This window comes from Desulfovibrio simplex, assembly GCF_055387835.1.
In genome coordinates, this window is sequence record NZ_AP042377.1 from 2,013,710 (window position 1) to 2,030,678 (window position 16,969).

Annotated in this window: 15 protein-coding genes; 12 read left to right on the forward strand and 3 right to left on the reverse strand. The window is 58.5% G+C overall.

The genetic code is table 11. The features are described from left to right. The first annotated feature begins 528 nt into the window (after positions 1–528). On the forward strand, positions 529–2,577 hold the full coding sequence (gene acs, locus ACZ5DH_RS08240; RefSeq protein WP_464253851.1) for an acetate--CoA ligase: 2,049 nt from the start codon (positions 529–531) through the stop codon (positions 2,575–2,577). A gap of 558 nt (positions 2,578–3,135) precedes the next feature. Here the strand turns inward: acs and ACZ5DH_RS08245 are convergent. Continuing rightward, the gene (locus tag ACZ5DH_RS08245; protein WP_464253852.1) at positions 3,136–3,708 is read right to left on the reverse strand and encodes a hypothetical protein; all 573 of its coding nucleotides are present in this window, start codon (positions 3,706–3,708) and stop codon (positions 3,136–3,138) included. A gap of 233 nt (positions 3,709–3,941) precedes the next feature. Here ACZ5DH_RS08245 and ACZ5DH_RS08250 point away from each other — a divergent pair, with 233 nt between their 5' ends. The 6 genes from ACZ5DH_RS08250 to ACZ5DH_RS08275 all read left to right on the forward strand — a co-directional run bounded on the left by ACZ5DH_RS08250 (position 3,942) and on the right by ACZ5DH_RS08275 (position 9,181). Then, complete coding sequence (locus ACZ5DH_RS08250; RefSeq protein WP_291302242.1) at positions 3,942–4,190, forward strand: FeoA family protein; 249 nt, start codon at positions 3,942–3,944, stop codon at positions 4,188–4,190. Positions 4,191–4,329: 139 nt separating this feature from the next. Continuing rightward, positions 4,330–4,584: a hypothetical protein gene (locus ACZ5DH_RS08255; RefSeq protein WP_464253853.1), complete on the forward strand. Its 255-nt coding sequence runs from the start codon at positions 4,330–4,332 to the stop codon at positions 4,582–4,584. A 256-nt stretch (positions 4,585–4,840) separates the two neighbouring features. Further along, on the forward strand, positions 4,841–6,988 hold the full coding sequence (locus ACZ5DH_RS08260; RefSeq protein WP_464253854.1) for a heavy metal translocating P-type ATPase: 2,148 nt from the start codon (positions 4,841–4,843) through the stop codon (positions 6,986–6,988). Then, positions 6,966–7,253 (forward strand): HMA2 domain-containing protein, encoded by a 288-nt coding sequence (locus ACZ5DH_RS08265; RefSeq protein ID WP_464253855.1) that lies wholly within the window; start codon positions 6,966–6,968, stop codon positions 7,251–7,253. The genes ACZ5DH_RS08260 and ACZ5DH_RS08265 overlap by 23 nt, the downstream gene beginning before the upstream one ends. A gap of 166 nt (positions 7,254–7,419) precedes the next feature. After that, a complete protein-coding gene (locus tag ACZ5DH_RS08270) occupies positions 7,420–7,593 on the forward strand; it encodes a hypothetical protein (RefSeq protein ID WP_464253856.1) in 174 nt (57 codons plus the stop codon). Between the two features lie 484 nt (positions 7,594–8,077). After that, the gene (locus ACZ5DH_RS08275; RefSeq protein ID WP_464253857.1) at positions 8,078–9,181 is read left to right on the forward strand and encodes a glycosyltransferase; all 1,104 of its coding nucleotides are present in this window, start codon (positions 8,078–8,080) and stop codon (positions 9,179–9,181) included. Between the two features lie 48 nt (positions 9,182–9,229). Here ACZ5DH_RS08275 and wbaP read toward each other — a convergent pair whose 3' ends face one another. Next, entirely contained in the window at positions 9,230–10,630 is a 1,401-nt protein-coding gene (wbaP, locus tag ACZ5DH_RS08280) for an undecaprenyl-phosphate galactose phosphotransferase WbaP (protein WP_464253858.1), read from the reverse strand. 384 nt (positions 10,631–11,014) lie between these two features. Here wbaP and ACZ5DH_RS08285 point away from each other — a divergent pair, with 384 nt between their 5' ends. The 4 genes from ACZ5DH_RS08285 (at position 11,015) to ACZ5DH_RS08300 (ending at position 13,973) form a co-directional block, all read left to right on the forward strand. Further along, positions 11,015–11,758, forward strand: coding sequence for an ABC transporter substrate-binding protein (locus tag ACZ5DH_RS08285; protein ID WP_464253859.1), 744 nt, complete (start codon positions 11,015–11,017; stop codon positions 11,756–11,758). A 90-nt stretch (positions 11,759–11,848) separates the two neighbouring features. Further along, complete coding sequence (locus ACZ5DH_RS08290; protein ID WP_291302250.1) at positions 11,849–12,541, forward strand: amino acid ABC transporter permease; 693 nt, start codon at positions 11,849–11,851, stop codon at positions 12,539–12,541. 3 nt (positions 12,542–12,544) lie between these two features. Further along, on the forward strand, positions 12,545–13,303 hold the full coding sequence (locus ACZ5DH_RS08295) for an amino acid ABC transporter ATP-binding protein (RefSeq protein WP_464253860.1): 759 nt from the start codon (positions 12,545–12,547) through the stop codon (positions 13,301–13,303). 1 nt (position 13,304) lies between these two features. Next, on the forward strand, positions 13,305–13,973 hold the full coding sequence (locus ACZ5DH_RS08300; protein WP_464253861.1) for an amino acid ABC transporter permease: 669 nt from the start codon (positions 13,305–13,307) through the stop codon (positions 13,971–13,973). 396 nt (positions 13,974–14,369) lie between these two features. On the opposite strand, the gene ilvA is transcribed toward ACZ5DH_RS08300, so the two are convergent. After that, a complete protein-coding gene (ilvA, locus tag ACZ5DH_RS08305; protein ID WP_464253862.1) occupies positions 14,370–15,908 on the reverse strand; it encodes a threonine ammonia-lyase, biosynthetic in 1,539 nt (512 codons plus the stop codon). A gap of 321 nt (positions 15,909–16,229) precedes the next feature. On the opposite strand from ilvA, the gene ACZ5DH_RS08310 reads away from it, so the two are divergent. Then, positions 16,230–16,928 (forward strand): class I SAM-dependent methyltransferase, encoded by a 699-nt coding sequence (locus ACZ5DH_RS08310; RefSeq protein WP_464253863.1) that lies wholly within the window; start codon positions 16,230–16,232, stop codon positions 16,926–16,928. Positions 16,929–16,969: the final 41 nt, after the last annotated feature.

Here is a 16,969-nt window from a genome sequence, read left to right on the forward strand (position 1 = left end):
CACTTTTTTTTGAAACAGCCGAGGACGGAAGAGTCCACTCCTGCTTCAAAAAAAGATCGCGCCTTGCCAAACGGAATAACTGCGCGTTTCCATAAATATCCTCACCATGCCCAAGTTTTCGGTGTTGCCCCAGACCGCCGCATGCCGACGCCAGACCACCGCATATCGGCACATGCCGACCCATGTCAAAATCCCTGCCTCCAGAAAAAGCCTTGCGAAAGCGCGCCAGAAGAGGGGAACAGCCCCTTTTTGCCCTCGGATTTGCCTGTCCCCATAAAATTTAAGAAATTTCTATATTTTTTTACACCTTGATTGTGAAAATTTTCTTCAATTGTAATGGCGTTACAATCCGCGCCGCATGGTGGAATCACCTCATTTTTCAGGCTCTTGATACTTTTTTCACAACTATGACTGAAAGCACAAACAAGAATCTGCCTCTTGACTGTTATTTAAAATCTCTTTACTCGAGTATCATGGCCAATTCTCAACTTTTCAATTTACAGTTTAGACAGGATGGAGGTCTGGATCATGTCTCAGGAACGGATCACGACACTGTTGAATGAAAATCGCAGCTATCTTCCACCAGAGCACGGCAAAACTTCTGCCTGGGTATGCGGAGCAGAAGAATACGATGCACTGTGCCGCCGTGCCGTGGAAGACCCCAGTGACTTTTGGGGTGCTCGAGCTTCGCAGTTAGTCCATTGGTTCAAGCGCTGGGACAAAGTGCTAGAAGCTGATGAAGTAAACCACAAATACAGGTGGTTTACCGGCGGCAAGCTCAATGCCTCATTCAACTGCATTGACAGGCATCTTATTTCAGGCCGGCGCAACAAGGCAGCCCTCATCTGGCAGGGCGAAAAAGAAACGGACGTTCGCTGCTATACCTACCAGATGCTCTATACCGAGGTCTGCCGGGTGGCTCATGCACTGAGCTCGCTGCGCATCCGCAAGGGCGATCACGTGGCCCTGTATATGCCTATGATCCCGGAGCTGTTTATCGCCATGCTGGCCTGCGCCCGCATCGGGGCCATACATACGGCCATTTTTTCCGGCTACGCCGAGGGCGGCGTGCGCAGCCGCATCCAGGGCTGCAAGGCGCGCGTGGTCATCACGGCCGACGCCGCCGTGCGTGGCGGCAAATTCAAGCCCCTCAAGGCCAACCTCGACCCCATCCTTGAAAAATGCCCTTCCGTGGCGCATGTGGTGGTGGTCAAGCATGCCGGACTTGAAAATGTCCATATGCAGCGCAACCGGGACATCTGGTGGCACGACCTTATTGACGACTTCACGCTCAACCCAGACTTTCCCTGTGAGCCGATGGACGCCAACGACACGCTCTTTCTGCTGCACACCAGCGGCAGCACGGGCAAACCCACCGGCGTCATGCACTCCACGGGCGGGTACCTTACCTATGCGGCTCACACCACCCAGTGGTGCTTCGACATGCGCGACGACGACGTATACTGGTGCACTGCCGACGCAGGCTGGATCACCGGCCATACCTACGGCGTTTATGGCCCCCTGTCGCTGGGGGCGACCACCCTCATGTTCGAGGGCATACCCACATGGCCCTATCCTGACCGCTACTGGCGCATTGTCGAGAATTTTCGCGTCAACATTCTCTACACGGCGCCCACGGTCATACGTTCGCTCATGCGCATGAACGAAGCGTGGACAGAACGCTACGACCTGCGCAGCCTGCGCATCCTGGGCAGCGTGGGCGAACCCATCAACCCCGAAGCCTGGCAGTGGTACCACAAACACATCGGCAGTGGCGAACTGCCCATTGTGGACACGTGGTGGCAGACGGAAACCGGCGGGGCCATGATCGCGCCCATGCCCTATGCAACCAAGCTCAAGCCCGGTTCGGCCTCCAAGCCCCTGCCCGGCATTGACGCCACGGTTATGGGTTCAGCAGCGCGCGACGGCGAGGAGCCCGAAGTGGGTTGCAAGGCCGGGCATCTGGTCATACGTCGCCCCTGGCCCGGCATGATGCAAGGCGTTTTCAATGACGAAGAGAAGTACCAGTCCTATTTTTCGCGCTTTGGCTGCTACGCTTCTGGCGACGCCGCCGAAATTGATCAGGACGGCTACTTCTGGATTCTGGGTCGTATCGACGACTCCATCAACGTATCGGGACACCGCCTCTCCACAGCGGAAATCGAAGCAGTGCTGGCCACCTGCCCCGAAGTGGGCGAAGCCGCCGTTGTGCCCATGCCACACGCCCTCAAGGGTGAGGGCATTTACGCTTACGTGGTTACGCGCGACGAGGTGCCCTGGAGCGCCGACCTGCGCACCAAGCTGCGCGAGGCCGTAAGACGCGATATCGGTGCTCTGGCCACCCCGGAATACATACAGTTTGTGGATGGCATGCCCAAAACGACCTCGGGCAAGATTATCCGGCGTATGTTGCGCAAGATAGCTGGCGACAGTTACGAAGATATTGGCGACACCACCTCACTGGCCGAACCCGAGGTCATTCCCAAGATTATCACCGGGCACCGCAATCTTGTGGCCGGGCGGCATGAGACAGAAAACGGCCCTGAAGGCGGCGACAACGCCAAAGCGGAGGAATAGACGCCGCAGCAGGGGGCACACGCCCCCTGTCGCCGCTGGCGCATGACGCATGGTACCGCCTGCCGTTGCAGGACCATCCGCGCAGATGCGGCGCAGTACGGCCTCTCTGGAATTGATGTCGTGCGAACACGTCTGATCGTGATCCAGCGGCCACGGGCTGCACACCTTCCAGCAACAAACAGAGGCCGGGGCGTTTTTGCCCCGGCCTCTGTTACAAAGCAACGTGCCATGGAAAACAGGGATTCTCAATGCGTGAAGTCGCCCGCACAGGCGCGCGACAGCGCAGGTGGACAACGCCTACGCCGTCACGGCGAGCGCCTGCTCCCACAGAGGCCCGAGAAATTTCAAAGTGACAATGCCGGGCGAGCGCCGCTCACGCAGCCCCCTGAGCAATCGTAAAGTGAGCTTGCTCTGGCCAGAGCATTTAACACTTGAAATGCTCACGTACGGCAGGCAAAAACCTGCCTATTCGCATATTCGTGGCAAGAATTTTCCTGAAAATCCTTGCAGAGCGGTTAACGCATTTCATTCGCTAACCGCTCTAAAAAACCGCCTGCCCTACAGGGCCTTACGGCGCACCCACACGTGACGGGTCGCCAGCGTGGCCCAGGCCAGACCGGCGGCCACATGCAGCCCCTTGCCACCCGCAAAGCCGGCAAGCAGGCAAAGACTGCCAGCGCCGAGCATGGTGCGCACCTCGAACTTGCGCGGGCTTATGCCCATAATTTTACCCTTGCCCTTGCCAGACACAAAGGGCTGCAAAAACGACGGCACCTGCATATCGCCAAGCATGTCGCCGAAGCTTTTGCCGCGGAGTGTTTCCTTACCCTTGTGGCCTGCCTGCCCCGCACCGAACCGCGACCGGCGTTCGGCCTTGCGCGCTGCCGCGACCTCGGCTTTGGGCCTGAGAAGATCCGGTATTTTTCCTTCCAGCCGCTGACAGATGGCGGCAAAGTCCGCGTCGGGGCTCATGAGCAGTAAAAGCGATTCCGAGCCGAAGCGCATTTCGTTGACGCCTTTTTCATCCCGCAGCAAGGCCTGTGCCTCGCCGCGCGCCCTGACATCCGCCAGGGCGGGATGGCGCAACCGCGCCCTGCCCTCGATAGCATGCACAACATAGGAAGATTGCATGGGGCCTCCTTGCCAAAAAAACGGGTCGTCCAGCGCCCGGTTTGAAATTGACTTTCTTTTCTCTTGACACATCTTACTATTGACGGCAAGGTGATCATCAAGCCTGAAGAAATAATTGGCACCCATGCTGAAGCTACGCCGTTGCACCACGGCTACGGTGGCGTTTTATGCATGTACCGGAACCCATAATTTCACTATATCACAGCCGCAAGGCTAAAAAAGAGAGAACACGCATGAGCCAGATTGTCAATCTGCGTCAGATGCAGGTAGGCCAGCAGGGCAAGATTGCCGCTGTGGAAGCCCTTGGTGAAATGAACCGCCGCATTCGCGACATGGGGCTCATCCCCGGCACAACGGTTTCAATAGTTGGCCGCGCGCCCCTCAAAGACCCTGTCGCTCTGCGTCTGTCCGGCGTCACGATCTCACTTCGCAACAGCGAAGCCGATTTCATCAAGGTCGACCTGGCGGGTTCCGGCAGCTAGACTTCCAGTTCTGTCAAAAATGTCATATTCTCGCTTATTCCCTGCCACGCTTGCGTGGCAGGGGGCTGGATTTTTCTCTGCCGCCCTGTGCGACTTGCCGTACGGACGGTTTACAACGCGGTCATTAAGGAGATACGTTATGAATAATGGTCTGAAATGCGGCCTGTGGTTTCTGGGTGGACTGATTGTCGGCGCTGTGGGTATTACGGCTGCGAGCCGTGCCAAACTCGACTTCAAACCGCTGGCTACCGACCTCATCAGCCGTGGCATTGATGTTAAAGATGCCCTGCTGACCAAGGTTGAAGCCCTCAAGGAAGATGTGGAAGACCTCACCGCCGAAGCCCGCGTGGCCTCTGACAAGCGCAAGGCCACCAAAGACAGCGCTGAAGCCTAAAAATTCCGCATGTGTACGGTCAGCCGCTGGAACAGGCCACCTTGAAAAACGCGGCCGGTTCCGGCGGCATGGCTGTTTTGCCTTGCCCTGCCCGAAGCTGTGGCAGACCTGAACAGGGAATGGACGTGGGGCGCATCCGCCCCAGCCGCACAAAAATCTGACGGCGCGCCGCAGGGGTGGGCTGACGCCCTCATCTTCCCCCGACAAACGCCGTATCGCCCATAATCAAAGTTATATATGGAACAGGAGCGCGCGCATGCGTTTTTACATTGTTCATGAGCTGCGTGGCATCTCCACGCCCGATTCAGGCAGAATGCGCGTGCGCGCCTCTTGCCCCCTCGGCCTTGCCCAGGCCGAAGCTCTGGCAGGGGCGCTGTCTACATTGCCCGGCATAAGCGAGGTACGTGTAAACCCCCGCCTGGGCAGCCTGCTTTTTCATTATGAAGACGCCAAAAACCGTGAAACGGCCCTGACCCTCTTTGTGGGGGCCGGCGGCGTAGATGGCCCCCTGGCGGACATTGTGGACGATCCCGCCCCAGGCCCTGGCGAAGCCACGCTCACTGAAGGGCTCATGCCCGTGTTTCAGTATGTTTTCGTCCGCCCACTGCTGCCCATGGCCTTGCGCATCGTCAACAGCGTGATCAGCGCAGTGCCTTTTCTTTTCAAGGGCGTTCGCGCCGTGCTGCGCGGCGCGCTCAATGTGGACGTTCTTGATGCTGCCGCCATTGGCGCGTCCCTTGTCATGCGCGACTTCCGCACTGTCAGCCTGCTCACCCTGCTGCTGGGTCTCGGCGAAACGCTGGAATACTGGACGCGCCGCCGCTCCATGGCCACGCTCACCGAAAGTCTGGCGCTCAATGTTGAAAACGTGTGGCTGCTGGCCGACGGCACGGAAATATCCGTTCCCCTGGCGCAGGTGAAGGAAGGCGATCTGGTCGTTGTGCGCGATGGGGGCAGCATCCCCGTTGACGGCGTGGTCGAGGAAGGCTGCGCAGTGGTCAATCAGTCGTCCATGACAGGGGAACCTCTTGGGGTTCGCCGCACTAACGGAGCGTCTGTCTTTGCTGGCACAGTGGTTGAAGAAGGCCGCCTGGTCATCCGCGCCCGCCATGTGGGCGACGGCACACGCCTGCGGCAGGTCGTGAAATTTATTGAAGAATCAGAATCACTCAAGGCCGGCATCCAGGGCAAGTATGAACGCTTGGCCGACATGGCCGTGCCCTTTACCTTTGGCCTGGCCGCTCTTGTCTGGCTGCTCACGCGGGACTTCCGCCGTGCGGCCTCCGTGCTGCTGGTGGACTACTCCTGCGCGCTCAAGCTGGCGACCCCTCTGGCGGTACTGGCCTCCATGCGCGAAGGCGCTCGTCATGGCATGGCCATCAAGGGCGGACGTTACCTTGAAGCCCTTAACGAGGCCGACACTGTCGTTTTCGACAAGACCGGCACCCTCACCCAGGCCAGCCCCGAGGTAGTGGAGGTCTTTCCCGCGCCGGGCTTTGAGCGCACTGAAGTTCTGCGCGTCATGGCCTGCCTTGAGGAGCATTTTCCCCACCCGGTGGCCCGCGCCGTCGTTCGCAAGGCCGATGAAGAAGGTCTCAAGCATGCCGAAGAGCACGCCCATGTGGAATACGTGGTGGCGCACGGCGTGGCCTCGTCGCTGTACGGCAAAAAAATGCGCGTGGGCAGCCGCCACTACATCGAACATGATGAAGGCGTTGACGTTTCGCCCCTGGAAACAGTGATTGACGAGCAGACCGGCATGGGCCGCTCCCTGCTCTTCATGAGCGAAGACGGCAAGGTGGCGGGCATGGTCTCCATTGAAGATCCCATGCGTCCTGAAGCGCCCCGCGTGGTGGAAGAACTCCGCGGGTTGGGCTTCAACCGCGTTCTCATGCTGACGGGCGACGACGAGCGCACAGCCCGGGCCGTGGCTGCCCGTGTGGGCATCAGCGAATACCGCGCGCAGGTGCTGCCCACCGACAAGGCCCGCATTGTTCAGGAACTGACCGATCAGGGATGCAAGGTGCTCATGGTGGGAGACGGCATTAACGACGCTCCCGCGCTTTCCGCTTCACATGTGGGCGTCGCCATGAGCGACGGCACGGACCTGGCCCGCGAGGTGGCCAACGTGTTGCTGACCCACCCCAACCTTGAGGGCCTTGTCAACGCCCGCCTGCTGGGCACGCGCACCTTGCAGCGCATCCATTTCAATTTCGTGGCCACACTGACGCTCAACAGCGCCTTTCTGCTGGGCGGCCTTTTCATGTTTATGGGCCCTGGCGTTGCGGCCCTGCTGCACAATGTCACCACGCTGGGCGTGGCTCTTAACGCCATGCGCCCCCACCTGCCCACCAAGGCCCTGCCGGGCGAGGAGAGCCATTTTGAAATCCCTGCATCTTCTTAAATATGTACGCAGCTTCGTGGACGGCCGGGTGCGCATACGCCACCCGGCACTGCACGACGCATCCGTGGCGGCCCTTGCCGAGGCCCGCATGAAAGCCATTGCCGGGGTCGCTTCAGTAGAATGCAACCCCGTAAGCGGCTCCGTGCTCATCACGTACGACAGCACCATCATTCCCAAAGACCGCCTCTTCGCCATTGGTGAAGCCTGGGCTGTCTATCTCGACAAGGTCAAAGCCGGAAAGCCCGCTGACGTGCCGGAATTTTAGGTCAAGGTTCACGCGAACACATCCTACCTTTGAAAAAGGTTGCATGAACTGGCGCTGCGCGAAAGTGCAGCGCGCCGCAACATGGCGTGGATTCAGCCGAGCTTTAGCCGTTGTGACGAAGGCTTCAGCCGTTGCGACGCAGGAAGCTACGGATGCTTCAAGCGTTGTGACGCAGGAAACTACGCTTGAAGACAGCATGCGTAACGACACGGCTTGTCCCTTACAATCGCTGTCGCCATCCGTAGCGATGCTGTCCTGCCCCGTAAGGCGGTTCCCGCCAACGGTTCAGGCAAGCCCTGCGGGCGCGTTAGCCGTTGCAGCGTCAGCGGCTTACGGATAACGACAGCGAACCTTTAGGTAAGATTTTTGCGTAACTCATTGCCGTCTTTATCCGTAGCTTCGCGGCAGTCGTTGGCGAGTCTGCGAGCCTTATGAATGGCGACAGCGATTGTATGGAGTGAACTGTGTAGTTACTCATTGCTGTCTTTATCCGTAGCTTCCTGCGTCGCAACGGCTGAAGCCTGCGTCACAACGGCTAAAGCAACGGCTGCCGCAAAGACAGTATTGATTATCCGCAAGCGGCGAAGACCCGCTAACGGCTACCGCAAATCACATTTTCCGGCAGAATGACAAATTGAAATGTGAAGTATTTCAAGTTAATTTGATCCGGCTCTGTTGGACTGACAGCGAGTTTGATCTTTTTTTTATGGGGCAAGTCGATTATGGTCGGAAAAAATGATGCCGGGACTCCTTTGGCGAGGAGCGACCCTGCCGACCGACCATCAAGATCTTGCCGCGCTGCGGCCCAACACGAAGGAGCACGTGTGCGCGTTGCCATAGTGCATTATTGGCTTGTTAACATGGGCGGGGGCGAAAAGGTGCTGGAAGCTCTTTGCCGTCTGTACCCCGACGCCCATATCTATACGCATGTACTTGACCGTGCAAACGTGTCGCCTGGCATTGCCAGTCACCCGATTATCACGACCTTCATCGACAAATTGCCGTTCAGTAAAAAAAACTACCCGCGCTATCTGCCGCTCATGCCTTTTGCCCTGGAACAGCTTGATCTCACTGACTACGATCTTGTTATTTCAAGTGAGTCCGGTCCTGCAAAAGGTGTTGTCACAAGGGCGGATACGCCACATATCTGTTACTGCCATACGCCCATGCGCTATCTCTGGGACAACTGGCCGGAATATCTCGCCGCTTCCGGTCTGCTGACGCGATGCGCCATGCGTTTGCTGCTGCCCGGCCTGCGCAGATGGGATGTCGCCAGTTCATTTCGCGTAGACCGTTTTGTGGCAAATTCCCATAACGTGGCCCGCAGAATTCGCAAGCACTGGCGCAGAGAGGCCGCTGTGGTGCCGCCGCCTGTTAATATAGAGACGTTTACAGCCAAAAAGAGCCCCGGCGGCGGCCACTATGTCTGCTTTGGCCGACTGACGGCATACAAAAGGATGGATATTGCCGTACAGGCATGTACCCGTCTGAATCGCCCGCTTGTCGTTCTGGGTGAAGGCGAGGAGATTGACAGGCTTAAGGCCATGGCTGGCCCCACAGTGCGTTTTCTTGGCCGCCTGAGCGACAAAGAAGTCGCAACGGTGCTGGCAGCGAGCAGAGCCCTTCTTTTTCCCGGTGAAGAAGATTTCGGGATCGTTCCCCTGGAAGCGGCGGCCAGCGGTGTACCCGTGCTGGCCTACGCGCGCGGAGGCGCGCTGGAAACGGTTCGCCCGGAAGAAACGGGGTTGCTCTTCAACGAGCAGACCCCTGAATCTTTAGCAGCCGCGATCTTGAAATTTGAAGAAGATGAAATGCGCTTCAACCCTGCCGCCATTCGCGCCCATGCAGAAAAGTTCTCGGAACAGCAATTTCGATCCCGCTTTATGCACGAGGTAGAGCAGGCATGTCAGGCGGTGGCAGGAACATAATTTTCGTCTGCCATCAACCGGCGCTTGGTCAGCGCATAATGCACAGGATCAGTAGGCTCCGTACCCGAGAGTCACCACGGGCACAGTTTTGATCAGTATCCACAGGTCCATCCACACAGACCAGTTGTTGATATAATATTGATCAAAATTCACGCGCTCCTGATAGGTGGTGTTATTGCGCCCCGAAACCTGCCACAATCCCGTAATGCCGGGCTTGACCATGCAATATTCCTCAAAAACCTGCCCATACTTGTCCACTTCGGACCGCACGATGGGGCGCGGCCCCACAAGGCTCATGTCGCCCATGACGACATTGAGAAGCTGCGGCAGTTCATCGAGGCTGAGCTTACGCAGCATGCGCCCCACGCGGGTAATACGGGGGTCGCATTTGAGCTTGCGGTCACAGGTCCATTCCTTGTGCAGAGCCTCGTCGCAGGCCAGCATGTCCTTGAGAACCTTATCCGCGTCATTGACCATGGTTCGAAATTTAAAGATACGAATCTCTTTGCCGTGCTGGCCGATACGCTTCTGGCGGTAAAAGACCGGCCCGGGGCTGTCAGCCTTGATGACAAGAGCCAGGGCCGCCCCCAGTGGCAAAAGCACCACGGCGCCCAGAAGGCATAACACAAGATCAAGGCCGCGCTTGATGAAAAGCCGCCTTTTATCGCGCAGGTTCTGCCGCACCAGCAGGCCCACAGCGCTGCCAAGGTCACGCGGCGTCAGCCAGTGTACCCTGAAACCGCCGCCAACAGACGGCACCACCAGAGTATTGCTGAAATACCGACAGGCCTCGGTAATGACATCAATTGTCTGCGCCTGCCCTATTTTTTGCAAAAGCAAAGCCATGGCCTTGGGGTAACGCGCTGATACCGTACTAAACAGCAGGCGCATTTCTTCAGCAGTATCGGGCAGGTCAAAAATGGCTATGGGGTTCAGGCCTCTTTCCGGGTGCCGTTTAAGATACCGCCATAATTCGCGCCCTTCGCTACAGTGGTCGAAAATGACCAGGGGCTTGCCCCACCAGCGCCTGCGAGCGTAAAGACGCCGACACAGGTGCCGCGCGAGCGGCATGGTGACAAGCGTTGCCGCCCAACTGCCCACAATGACGATGCGCGAGTATGCATCACCTGTTTTTGACAGAAAAAGCACGGCAAGAATAATGGCGTACAACAGGCTCACCAGTTGAAACAGGGCCTTGAGTTCACGGTGCGGTGCGGGACTTATGCTTTGGTAAAGCCCCAGGCCCACCCCGAAAACAGGGCCGATCAAAAGCATGGGCACGACCCAGTGGTACAGCACCGGATCAAGACCGCCAAAGGCCGCGCGCACAAAAAAAACAAGCATGGCCGTCCCCAGCAGGGCCAGCATGTCAAAAAAGCAGAGCAAAAGCTTTTGGGTTGAAATGCCAATAAGAGCCGAAAGTGTTTCCCAGCACGAGGATTTCGTCATAGTCAACAAGCCCAAAAAAACGTTATGGAGCAAAAGTATGGCGTGCGCCATCAAAGCTGTTCAGGACCAAGATATGCAGAGCATTCGTCAGGTGGTGCAATACGTAATACGTACTGTCAAATAAATACATCATATTTATTTCTCCTGCAAATACCAACATGGCCGCCTGCCCCGCCCTTGCGTCACGGCCAAGCATCTGGTAGATAAATTCCTTGTTTTGCCGTAGACCGCGCGGCGGCAGGCCCACAATCTGCCAGCTGACGCGCCTGTGCGTTTCGTGGTTTTGTCCGCAATACGCATGTCCATCCTTAAGACGGTTGCCGCCATGCCCGGCATGGCTCAGCCGCCAACGGCCACCGCCATATTCCGAGGGGGAAACTGAGCATGAAAAAACTTCTTGTCTGCGCCCTGCTGGCTGCCGTCATGGCCGCCGTGCCCGCTTTTGCCAAAAAAAGCTATGTGAACGGCATTGACCCCAACTATCCGCCTTTCGCCTATGTGGACGAAAAGACCGGCCAGCCCGCCGGCTTTGACGTGGACTCCCTCAACTGGATAGCCAAAACCATGGGCTTCGAGATTACCCATAAGCCCATGGCCTGGGACGGCATCATCCCCGCCCTTGTGGCCAAGCAGATCGACATGGTGGATTCGGGAATGAGCATCACCCCCGAACGCGCCAAGGTCGTGGAATTTTCCGATCCGTACTGGACGGTTTCGCGCGTGTTTCTTGTGCCCGCAAACTCCACGCTGACCCCGCAGGACGTGCTGACCAAGAAGGTCAAGCTCGGCGTGCAGCGCGGCACTTCCGAAGCCAATGCCATCAAGCAGGAACAGCAGGAAAAGGGCTATCCCTTTGAACTGCGCTTCTATGAATCCGCTCCGCTGGCGGTGGAAGACCTGCTCAACGGCCGCATCGATGTGGCTCTTATGGACGAACTGCCCGCTGACGACGCCATCTCCAAGGGCCGGGCCGTCAAGAAGGCCGGCACGCACGGTGAACCCGACAAGTTCGGCGTTGCCATGCGCAAGGGCGACAAGGACCTGCACAAGCTCATCAATGACGGTTACAAGAAGCTCATGGCCGATCCTTACTGGCAGGAGCTTCAGAAAAAGTATCTAAGCAAGTAAGCAGCGCAAAAGCGCTGACCGGCAGACGCGGATCGTCGGATATCCCCGACGGTCCGCGCTGTTCTGCCCAACCTACGGCAAACTCCGCATATGGATTCACTTCTTGTAGTTTATAACGCTCTCCCCTCCATACTGGGCGGCGGTCTGGTCACGGTTGGCAATGTGACCATTTCTCTGGCCATGGGGCTCGTGCTCGGCGTGCCTCTGGCTGTCGCGCAGGTATACGGCGGCCCCTGGCTGCGCCGCATGGTGGCGCTGTATGTATGGTTTTTCCGTGGCGTACCCATACTTGTGCTGCTCTTTCTGTGCTACGGATTTTTCATCAGCCTGGGCCTTCCGGCAGATCCTTTTCTGATCTGCTGTCTTGTGCTCGGCTGTACCAGCACGGCCTACCAGTCCCAGATTTTTCGCGGCGCCATTGAAAGCCTGCCCCAGGGGCAGCTTAACGCGGCCCGCGCTCTTGGCATGGGCGAAGGCACGGGCATTTGCAGCATCATCCTGCCCCAGGCCATGCGCCTTTCCATACCCGGATGGGCCAACGAATTTTCCATCCTGCTCAAGGATTCAGCCATCTGCTACGTGCTCGGCACGCAGGATATCATGGCCAGAACGTCCTTCGTGGCCGCGCGCACGCACGAACATCTGGCCCTTTACGCGGCGGCGGGCTGCATTTATTTTCTGCTGACTCTGGTGGTGCTCAAGCTTTTGCGCCGCCTGGAAGACAAAGTCCATGTGCCGGGCTATTCCTCAGGAATGAGCATGGAAGGCATGGGTGTGGGATAAGCCATGAATGTGGACGAACAAGCTATTCTGCGCGTTGAGGGCATCTCGAAGATGCTGGGCGGCAAACCCATTCTGAACAATTGCAGCCTCTCGGTGCGCCGCGGCGAACTCAAGGTGCTCATCGGGCCTTCAGGCGCGGGCAAAAGCACCCTGCTTCAGAGCATCAACTGCCTCATCCCGCCCGATGCGGGCGACATCTACCTTGAGGGCCGGCGGCTCGACCGCACCAACAAACCCTCCCTGTGCGCCTTTCGCGCCCAAGTAGGCATGATCTTTCAGGATTTCAACCTGTTTGACCACCTCACGGCTGAAGAAAACGTGGCCATAGCCCTGCGCAAGGTGCGCGGCATGAGCCACAAGGACGCCAAGGCCCGCGCGCACGAAGAACTCGCCCGCGTCGGCCTTGCGCGCCGGGCCCTGCTCTACCCCGCGCAGCTTTCGGGCGGCCAGAAACAGCGTGTGGCCATGGCCCGTGCCCTGGCCATGGACCCCAAGGTCATCTTGCTGGACGAACCCACCTCGGCTCTGGACCCCGAACTGGTGGGCGAGGTGCTGGCCGTCATACGTGACCTTGCCGGCGGCGGAATGACCATGATCATGGCCACCCACCAGATGGATTTTGCCCGCGCTCTGGCCACGGAGATCATTTTTATGGAGCAAGGCAGGCTTATCGAACAGGGCGCGCCCGATGTGCTTCTGGCCGAAGGCTCCGCCACGCGTACGCGCGACTTCTGCCAGCGCCTGCTGGAGATGGGGGGCTAGAGTGCTGGACACGGCCTTTTTCGGCAATGAGCTTATCCCTGCCCTTAACAGGGGCCTGCTCGTTTCGCTGGCTCTCATCATTCCCGCTGGCAGCCTGGGTTTTGTGGGCGGGGTGCTTCTCGGTTGCGCCCGATCTTTCGGCCCGCGCTGGCTGCGACGCATGGGGGACTGGTTCACGGCCATAGTGCGCGGCGTGCCCCTGGTTGTGCAGTTGATGATGATCTACTATGCCCTGCCCAAGCTCGGCATATTCTTTCCGCCCTATGGGGCCGCGCTCACAAGCTTTACCCTGTGTACGGCCGCCTATCAGAGCGAATATGTGCGCGGGGCGCTGCTTTCCATCCGCCAGGGGCAGATCCGCGCCGCCGAGGCGCTGGGGTTCAGCACATGGCAGACCGTGGCCTGGATCATCATTCCCCAGGCCGCCCGCCGCGCCCTGCCCGGCTGCGGCAACGAAATCATCTACCTCATCAAGTACAGTTCCCTGGCCTACCTCGTCACCTGTATGGAACTTATGGGCGAAGGCAAGGTCGTGGCCTCGGACACCTTCCGCTTTACCGAGGTTTTCATCACAGTGGGGGCGTACTATCTGGGCATGGTCACCCTGGCCACCTTCTTTCTGCGCTGGCTTGAACACCGCTTCCACGTGCCGGGCTTCGGCGCGCGCTAACGCGAATTCATTTTGAACTCCTTTGTGGGGGAGGGACCCTTTTGCAAAAGGGTCTCCTCCCCCACACCTCCACCCCCTAAAACTCTTATTGCTTCTTGGCGCCAAGGCTTTTCACTTTTGCGCTTTGGCCGCACTGTCGGGACAAAAAATATGAAAGGGCGCACGTAGTACGTGCGCCCTTTCAGTTTTTAGATTTTTTCCGGTGAGGGTCAGTATCGCCAAGGCGAGTTTAAAATAAAATCGCCCTTAGGGGTTGTTTCTAAATAAATGATTTTGCTCCAAGGGCAAGGAAAAAGGCTTTTTTACGAAAGGAATGTACTCTTACGGTACATGACCGGAGTAAAAAAGGCCTTTTGACGCAACCAGTTGGACAAAAGAATTATTTAGAGACAGCCCCTAACCTTCGTGCCACCCCAGAAACATTTTATACGCGGCATTGTCCGTCTCTTCCACATGGGGATAGCCCATGCGCTCGACCCGGTACAGGAAGTCCTCGAAGGCCTCGCGCTTTTCTTCCGGAGCCTCAAAGCCCACCAGCACCCGGCCGAAATCCGCGCCGTGGTAGCGGTACTGGAACAGGGTGATGCTGAAATCCACGCGCATGGCGTCCATAAAGTCCAGCAACGCGCCGGGCCGCTCAGGAAAGGTAAAGCGCAGCAGCCGTTCGTGCAGAATCTGGGGCGCATTGCCGCCCACCAGATGCCGCAGATGCATCTTGACCAGTTCATTGTCCGTGAGGTCAATGGCCTCGAATCCCTTGCCGCGCAGTTCAGTCAGGACTTCGGCCACATCCTCGCGCCCGCTGATCTTGATGCCCACCAGCACGCGCGCTATTTCAGGGTCAGAAAAACGGGTGCACAGTTCGGTGATGTTGCGGTTGCCAAAAGAGGCGCACAGCGCGCGAAAGCTGCCCACGGTCTCGGGAATGGTCACTGCCAGAAGGGCCTCGCGGTGCGCGCCGATTTCTGAACGATCGACCACGTGGCTCAGCCGGTCAAAGTTCATGTTGGCGCCGCTGACCACGGCCACCAGGGTGGCGTCACGCAGGCCGCTCTCCGCCGCGTAGGCGCGCAGGCCAGCCAGGGCCAGGGCTCCTGCCGGTTCGGCCACCAGGCGCGTGTCCTCAAAAATATCCTTTATGGCGCCGCAGATGGCATCGGTGCTCACGACAATGATATCGTCCAGAAGGTCGCGGCACAGGGCAAAGGTATGCTCGCCCACAAGCTTTACGGCCACACCATCGGCAAAAAGACCCACATCATGCATTTCAACCCTGTGTCCGGCCATGACGGAGCGGCGCATGGCGTCGGAGTCAACAGGCTCCACACCGATAACCCGGATTTCCGGGCGCAGGTTCTTGATGTAGGCGGCCACGCCGGCCGCCAGGCCGCCGCCGCCGATGGGAACAAAAACGGCATGGATGTCGCCGGGATGCTGGCGCAGAATTTCCATGCCGATGGTGCCCTGCCCCGCAATGACGTCAGGATCGTCAAACGGCGGAATATAAATGCAGCCGCTCTCCTTGATAAGATCAAGCGTGTGCTGCCAGGCATCGCTGAAAGACTCGCCCGAAAGCACCACCTGCCCGCCCAGACGGCGCACCGCGTCCACCTTGATGGCAGGCGTTGTCACGGGCATGACAATGGTGGCCTCACAACCGAGGCGACGCGCGGCAAGCGCCACGCCCTGAGCATGGTTTCCGGCTGAGGCGGCAATAACGCCGCGCCGCAGATCCTCAGGCGACAGGCGGGCCATCTTGTTATATGCGCCGCGCAGCTTGAAGGAGAAAACAGGCTGGTGGTCCTCACGCTTGAGCAAAATTCGGTTGCCAAGACGCCGGGAAAGGGTTTTGGCTTCATCAAGGGGAGTTTCCACCGCCACGTCATAGACGCGGCTCAACAGTATGCGATTCAGGTACTCGCTGTGCTTGTGCATGCATATATCCTTGCGGCAACAAAAAAATGATACGGCCGCCATGCAGCCGTTCGGGAAGGGCGTATTTCACCCGTTTCACTTTCTATATACCTGCCGCCGCCACACCTCAAGCCCCGGCAGCTCGGTGACGCTGAATTTTGTCGCCAAAGGGACACTGCATCAGACGCATCCAGCGCAACAACCACGGCACAGGCGCACAGTGCGCTGTGCGGGCAGATTCCCCGGAACCTGCCGTAATCATATGCTGAAGCAGCCGGATACCCCTTGCGGTGCGCTCTGTACACGCCCACCCCATTAGGCTATGCTCCACAAGAGAAACTTATGTTATCAGAACATCCGCACAATGAAGACAAGGGGCTCCAGGCCTATCAGCCGCACATAACAGTGCGCGCCGCCGGGCGGCTGTGGCAGCTCAGCCGCGCCGCCGACCTTGAACAGCTTTGGGAGGCCATGACCGCCGACCCCCGTGATTTCGAGGATGAGCGGCTGCCCTACTGGACGGAGCTCTGGCCCTCCAGCGTGGCTTTGGCTTCCTGGCTTCAGGACCGCAAAGAAGAAATCGCAGGGCAGAATTGCCTTGACCTTGGTTGCGGCCTGGGGCTCACGGCCATGGTCGGCCAATGGCTTGGCGCGCGCGTGACCGCAATGGATTATGAAGAAGAAGCCCTGCGCTTTGCCGCGCGCAACGCCAAAATCAATGACGTTCCCCAACCCCTGTGGACCGTTATGGACTGGCGGAGCCCGGCCCTGAAGGCCGGAAGCATGCACCGCGTATGGGGCGGCGACATCATGTATGAAAAGCGCTTTGTGGCCCCGGTGCTGCGATTTTTACACCACGCGCTCGCGCCGGACGGCGCGGCCTGGGTGGCCGAGCCCGGCCGCTCTGTATACGAAACCTTTCTGCACGCCCTGCAAAGCGGCGGCTGGCAGGGCAGGCGCGTATACGGCCAGAAAGTGGAAGCCCTTTACGCCCAGCCTGTGCCCGTCACCGTGCAGGTATGGGAAATCCGCCGCGCCTGACGCGACGACAACACAAACAGCGCACCCGTTTCCGCAAGGAA